Source organism: Deltaproteobacteria bacterium RBG_16_64_85, assembly GCA_001798885.1.
Taxonomy (GTDB): domain Bacteria; phylum Desulfobacterota; class Deferrimicrobia; order Deferrimicrobiales; family Deferrimicrobiaceae; genus FEB-35.
In genome coordinates this window covers 1-6612 of the sequence record MGQW01000040.1, presented here as the reverse complement: position 1 = coordinate 6612, position 6612 = coordinate 1, and the positions used below count along the sequence as shown (strand labels likewise).

Below are 6612 nucleotides of genomic sequence, written 5' to 3'. Positions count from 1 at the left end.
GGCTCCCCCTGGAAAATCCTTCGTTGCCCGTCCATTATATCGGGAACGTGGTAGCATCCACGGTTGATTTCCCGCAGCGGAGGAAGCGGCGGCCCATGGTCGGGGTTCATCTCGTTCTCTTCTGGCTTTCGCTTGCCGCCTACGGTGCGGAGGCGGGTCTGCAGCTGGGCGGCATAACGCCGAAGTCTCCCTACCGTTCGGCCCTTTTCGGGGGGCTCGTCCTGCACGCCCTCTTCCTCATCCTGCGGTGGGTCCTGTCGGGGCACGCGCCGATGGCCGGGCTCTTCGAGTCGCTCTCGGTCTTTTCCTTCTGCTCCGCCCTCTCGGCCTTTCTCCTCTGCGGAACGGAAAACACGATGCGCGCCTGGAAGCCCCTTGCCGTGCTGGTGGTGCTTCCCCAGGCCGGGGCGGCGCTCATCGGCAAGCGGCTGACCCCCCTCTACCCGGCGCTGGACACGCCGTGGTTCGCCGCCCACGTGGGCCTGTCCTTTCTGGGGTACGGCCTCTTCGCAGCGGGTTTTGCCCTTTCCTGGGCGTACCTGCGGGACGGGGGGGACGAGGCGTATCACGCCGCGGGAAGGTCGGCGCTTTACGGGTTCTCGGCGTTCTCGGCGGGGATGGTGTGCGGCGGGATCTGGGCGTTCTACGCCTGGGGCTCCTACTGGATCTGGACGCCCAAGGAGATCTGGTCGGTGGTCTTGTGGGTCTACTTTGCGGTGCTTACCCACCTCAAGTTGATCCCCGCATCGGAAGAGTGGCCGCGCTGGGGGAGGCGGCTGGAGATGGGCGCCACCGCGGCCGGCTATTTCGTGATGCTGGCCACGTTCCTCGGCGTGAGCCTCCTTCTGCGCAGCTCGCACTCGTTCTGAGCAGGTCCCGGCGGCCGCCCCTGTACGAAGGGCGCTCACCGGCTCCGCAGCCTTGGAGGGGGGCTCCGTTCGTGGCTCGCCGTGCGATGAATCCGCACGGCTGCGCTTAACCTCACTGCGCCCTCCCTCCTGCGGCTGCTGCGCCGTCGCCCGGGGACCCTGGCTCGCCGGCCTCCAGAGATCCATTCCCTCAGATCCCGGCATTCGAGGGCCGCTGCATCCCCGCCGGCATCGTTGCCCGCCCTCGCCGTACCGCGGCGGGTACGCCTCGGTCGGGCGCCTCGCCGGGCGCGGCGCATCGACCCTCTCGGTGCACGGCCTCTTCAGGAACGGATCTCTGGATGCCGGGGGGCTCCGTTATCAAGCGCTCGCGACCTGCGACCGCTCGCTGCCGGTTCCGCTCACCGGGGACATTCCCTTGGGGGGACATTCCTCTATAAAGTTTTACGTTGAGGAGTGTCCCCCCCTCAGGGGAGAGGAGTGTCCCCGCCCATTCGCTCCACAGGCCGCCTCGTCGACCCCCCCCGCCTCGCCCCGGGTCCCCGGTTGCGTTGCCGCGGTCTGCGGCGGAGCCTGTCCCTGGTTCCCTCGCAACAAGGAGCAACCGGGGCTCCTTTGCCTTGGCGGGGCCCCTCTCCTGCGGCTGCTCCGCGCGGTCGCCATTCCCGGGGGGCGCGGGACCGGTTATGCCGTGGTCTCGTCTGATTTCCGGTTCCTTTTTTCCCCTGGGTTCGTCATATGATGGAAGAAGTGTCCACTTCGTGAACAGGAGGAGGATGGCGTGATCCGGGCTGCCTGGCGGTTTCTCACCTCCCTTACGACCTGCGCATGGGTGGGGCTCGCATTCTGCCTGGCGGGCGCCGCAGGCTCCGCGCTGCTGGGGCGGTACCCGGAAATCTTCTCCGACATGGACGCCCAGGTCTTCTCCGGGTGGTTTGCCCGGAAGGGGTTTGCCGCGCCGGGGCCGACGTCGTGGCTGTACGGACTTCTCCTGGCGACCGCCCTCTTGGCGGTGAACGCCGCCTGCTGCACCTTCGAGCGCCTCGTGCAGATCTTCCGCGGAAAGGTCACGCTTCGCCGCCTCCTGCCCCACGTGATGCATCTCGCTTTCCTGGGCGTGGTGCTCTCCCACCTGGCAAGCAGCATCTACGGGGACCGTAATCCCGGCATCGCAGTTCCCGAGGGAGGGTTCGAACCTGTTGGGAGGACGGGATGGGTGCTCAAACTTGACCGCCTCGATCTGGTGATGGGGGCGGAAGGAACCCCGAAGGATGTATCGGCGGCGGTGACTTTGTACCGGGACGTGACGCCGGTCGCGAAAGGGGTCGTCCGCACCAACGAGCCGCTTTTCCACGAGGGGTACGGAGTCTACCTGAAAAACTTCGGACCGACACCGTGGGGCGCCCCGTACGCCGTATTCGACGCGAACCGGGACCCCGGGGCGGTGGCGGTCCTCGTCTCCTCGGTCCTGTTCACCGTGGCGAATCTCCTGTACCTCGTCCCCGCGAGGAGGGAGAATGCGTAGGGTTCGACCCATGCCGCTTCGGAAAGGCGACGTGATCGCGGTCGTCGCACCCGGCGGGCCCGTGGAGCCGGCAAGGCTTGCGCGGGGGCTTGCCCGCCTCGCGGCCGCGGGATTCGTGCCCGAGGCCGCGAAAGGGCTGCTTGACAGGGAGGGGTACCTGGCAGGGGATGACGGGCACCGGACGGCGCAGATCGAGTGGGCGCTCGCGCATCCCAAGGCCCGGGCCGTCATGGCGGCCCGCGGAGGATACGGCACGACCCGGCTCCTCCCGCTCATCGACTGGAAGAAGGCCGCTTTGCACCCCCGGCTCCTGATCGGGTACAGCGACATGACGGCGATCCTTGCCTACGTCTCCACCCGGCTGGGTCTTGCAGCGATCCACGGCCCGATGGCGGCGGCGGACCTGGCGGTGCGGCCCGACGGGGGGGCGATCGACGCCTTCATCCGGCTCGTGGGGGGGCGGGTTACCCCCCGGGAGCCGTGGGGGGGGCCGTGTGAGCGGTTGCGGGGCGGCGCCGTGGAAGGGGTGCTGACCGGCGGGTGCCTCTCGGTGCTCACCGCTATGCTCGGGACGCCATACGAACCCGACTTCCGGGGGGCGCTCCTGTTTCTGGAGGACGTCCGGGAGCCGCCGTACCGGATCGACCGGATGCTCACGCAGTGGGTCCAGTCCGGCCGCCTGCGGAAGATCGCGGGCATCGTGGCGGGGAATATTTCTCCGATGAAAAACGAGGGGGAGGAGGAGATCCGCAGGGTCTTTGCCGCAGCCGGCAGGCAACTTTCCGTCCCGGTCTGGTGGGGGTTCCCCGCCGGCCACGCCCGTCCGAACTACCCCCTTCCGTTCGGCGTGCGGGCGAGGATCGACGCACGGGGACGGATTTTCCTCCTCGAATCCCCGGTAGCGGAAACGTGACCCGGGAAATCCAGGGTGACGCGGAGCGTTTCCGCGAGGCGATGGAACTGCTCCGGCGAGGCGCCTTCGAGAGGGCGTACCAGGCCGCCGTCCTCCTCCTGGGCCGGGAGGAACAGATCCTCTTCCAGGGTTCGGCCGGGGAGGCGCGCCTCTCCTCGATATTTGACATTTCCTCCCTGACCAAGCCGCTGGTCGCCTCCCTTTTCTACCTTCTCGTCCAGCAGGGGAAGCTGTCGCCCGGCGGGAAGGTCTCGGAAGTTCTCCCGGCGCGCTCTCCCGACCCGGCGTTTCCGGAGATCACCTTCCTTCACCTCCTGTCCCACACCTCCGGGCTCCCGGCGTACCGTCCTCTCTACCGGGACGTGCGGGAAGCCGAGGAAAAGGAGGGGAGGAGGATGCGGGGGACTGCGGAGGGGCACGACCGGGTCGTTGACGCCGTCCTGTCCATGCCCCTCGAATCCCCCCCGGGAACGGCCTGCGTGTACAGCGACCTCGGCTTCATCCTCCTGGGCCGGGCGATCGAGGCAGCGTCTTTCACTACGCTTGACCGTCTCCTGCGGCGGGAGCTTTCGGGGCCGCTGGGGATGCGGGACACCGGGTACCTCCCCCGTTTGACCTGCAGCGAGTGCGAGACGGGGAGGCTGTTATCCACCGGGCATTCGGAGGAGCGGGGGATGGAAAAGGTGGGGGAGGTCGACGACGAGAACGCGGCGGCGATGGGGGGCGTGGCGGGGCACGCGGGGGTGTTTTCCACGGCGCACGACCTCTTCCTTTTCGCGCGGGAGATCCTGAGGGCAAGACGGGGAGAGGGAAGGGTGCTCACCCGACGCTCGGCGATGGACATGACGACGAGGGTCGACTCGCCCCCCGGGTCTCCCCGGACCCCGGGGTGGGACACTCCGACGCCGGGGGCGGAAGGCGGGTCGCAGGCCGGGCGCCATTTCCCGGAAGGGTCGATCGGCCATCTGGGGTGGACGGGATGCTCCCTCTGGATCGATCCGTCGCGGGGAATCACGGCCGTGCTTCTCACCAACCGGGTGTACTTCGGACAGCGGAACGAAGGCCTGAAAACCTTGCGGCCGAGGATCCACGACGCTGCCATGGAGGCGTTGAAGCAGGAATGAAAAACGTTCACCTGATCGCAGCGTGCGGGGTGGGGATGGCCTCCCTGGCCGGGATGCTCAAGGAGAAGGGGTTCCGGGTAACCGGGTCCGACGCCAACGTCTACCCGCCGATGAGCACGCAACTCGAAGCGCTGGGGATCCGGCTCCGATCCCCCTACGCAGCCGAAAACATTCCGGAGGACGCCGATCTCGTTGTCGTGGGGAACGCCGTGTCCCGGGAGAACCCCGAGGCGAAGGAAGCGGTCCGGCGCGGGCTTCCCGCCCTCTCGATGCCCCAGGCGGTGGCCGACTTCTTCCTCGAGGGGAAGACGCCGATCGTCGTGGCGGGTACGCACGGGAAGACGACCATCACGTCGCTTCTTTCGTGGTCCCTTGTCGCGTTAGGTGCCGACCCCTCGTTCCTGGTGGGCGGGATCCCGCGGAATTTCCCGGTGAGCTACCGGGTGGGCGGTGGGCCGCACTTCGTGATCGAGGGGGACGAATACGACACGGCGTACTTCGACAAGGGGCCGAAATTTCTCCACTACCGCCCCCGCATCGCGCTCCTCACCAGCATCGAGTTCGATCACGCAGACATCTACCGGGACCTGTCCCACCTCAAGGAGTCGTTCCGGCGCCTGGTCATGATCCTCCCGGAGGACGGGCTCCTGATCGCCTCCGCGGACTACCCGGACGTGGTCGAGGTTGCGAAGGAAGCGCGGTGCCCGGTCTGCTGGTACGGCGTCGAAACCGGTTTCCCGGCGACGCCGGGCGATGCACTTTGGCGCGTACGCTCCCTGCCGGAAGAGGGGGAGTATTCCCGGTTCCGGCTGGAACGGGGGATAGAGGCGCACGAGTTCCGGCTCCGGCTCCCGGGCAGGCACAACGCGTGCAACGCCGCGGCTGCGGCGCTGGCGCTTTTCCGCCTGGGATACCCGGCGGACCGGATCGCGGAGGCGTTTTCCGGGTTCGAGGGGGTGCGGCGCAGGCAGGAGGTGGTGGGGGAATTCGGCGGGGTTCTCGTGATCGACGACTTCGCGCACCACCCGACGGCCGTCCGGGAGACGATCCGGGCGATCCGGGAGCGGTACCCGGGGCGGCCGGTCATCGCGGTGTTCGAACCCAGATCCAACACGAGCCGGCGGAAGATCTTCCAGCGGGAGTTTTCCGAGGCGCTCTCCGGCGCCGACTCGGTCGTCGTGGCCGGCGTGTTCGGCGCGGAGAAGTTTCCGCCCGGGGACCGTCTGGACCCGGCAGAGGTGGTCGCCGCGGTCCGGGCAGGCGGCCGGGAAGCCTTCTCCATCGAAGAGGTCGACCGGATCGTGGATCATCTTGCGTCCACCGCCCGCCCCGGGGATCTCGTCCTCATCATGTCCAACGGAGGATTCGGAGGGATCCAGGGAAAGCTCGCCCGGGCGCTCGAAGCGCGCTCGATCGTCCCGCCGGTTCCCGGGAAGACTCCCTGAAAGACGGCTGCGACCGGGGACCCTGGCTCACGGGGGGATTCCGCGTCGCTACGCTCGCGACCTTCGCCCGCTCGCAGCCGATTCCGCTCGACGGGGACATTCCTGCTCCATCTCCGGGATAAGGGAGAGGAGTGTCCCCGCCCATTCGCTCCACAGGCCACCTCGTCGACTCCCCCGCATCGCCCCGGCTCCCCGGTCGCAACTGACTGCCGCCGGTGCCGGGCTCACATATTGTTTTTGTTTGACTTTCCCGGGGTGTCTGGTAGATTCAGCCCGGTATGGGGTTGGGACGGAGTAAAAACGCTGCACGGCCCTTGTTGTTTCTCCTGTTCGCGGTCCTGCCGGCGGTTTCTTCGGTGGCTTGGGCGGCGGAGTACCCCCGTCGCATCGCCATCGCCCCCTTCACCATCCTGGGTCCCCAGGAACAGATCCGGCAGACCGTCGACATTCTTCCCCGGCTCCTGTCCTCGCGCCTGATGGCGCTGGCGGGCGCCGAGGTCCTTTTGCTTCCCCCCGGCGACAGGCACCCCGAGGAGGCCGCCCGGGGAGCCGGCCTGCCCCTGCTTCTCAAGGGATCGGTCGCCAAGCTCGGCGCGGGGTACAGCATCGACGTCACGGTAACCGAGCCCCCCACGGGGAAGGTGGCCGGCGCCTTCTTTGCTTCCGCGGCCACGGAAGACGAGATCATCCCCCGTCTGGCCGACCTGGCCGCGGAGATCTCGGAGAAGCTGTTCGG

General features: G+C 68.0%; 5 protein-coding genes and 1 pseudogene. All 6 read left to right on the top strand.

All coding sequences use genetic code 11. The features are described from left to right. The first annotated feature begins 95 nt into the window (after nt 1-95). The 6 genes and pseudogenes from A2Z13_05785 (at nt 96) to A2Z13_05760 (ending at nt 6612) form a co-directional block, all read left to right on the top strand. On the top strand, nt 96-869 hold the full coding sequence (locus A2Z13_05785; GenBank protein OGP79238.1) for a hypothetical protein: 774 nt from the start codon (nt 96-98) through the stop codon (nt 867-869). A 781-nt stretch (nt 870-1650) separates the two neighbouring features. Beyond that, nucleotides 1651-2394, top strand: a complete 744-nt coding sequence (locus A2Z13_05780) for a hypothetical protein (GenBank protein OGP79237.1) — start codon at nt 1651-1653, stop codon at nt 2392-2394. After that, nucleotides 2387-3307: a hypothetical protein gene (locus A2Z13_05775; GenBank protein OGP79236.1), complete on the top strand. Its 921-nt coding sequence runs from the start codon at nt 2387-2389 to the stop codon at nt 3305-3307. Before A2Z13_05780 ends, A2Z13_05775 begins: the two co-directional genes overlap by 8 nt. Then, nucleotides 3304-4431 (top strand): hypothetical protein, encoded by a 1128-nt coding sequence (locus tag A2Z13_05770; protein OGP79235.1) that lies wholly within the window; start codon nt 3304-3306, stop codon nt 4429-4431. The genes A2Z13_05775 and A2Z13_05770 overlap by 4 nt, the downstream gene beginning before the upstream one ends. After that, entirely contained in the window at nt 4428-5876 is a 1449-nt protein-coding gene (locus A2Z13_05765; protein ID OGP79234.1) for a hypothetical protein, read from the top strand. Before A2Z13_05770 ends, A2Z13_05765 begins: the two co-directional genes overlap by 4 nt. 317 nt (nt 5877-6193) lie before the next feature. Beyond that, nucleotides 6194-6612: pseudogene (locus A2Z13_05760) on the top strand (hypothetical protein).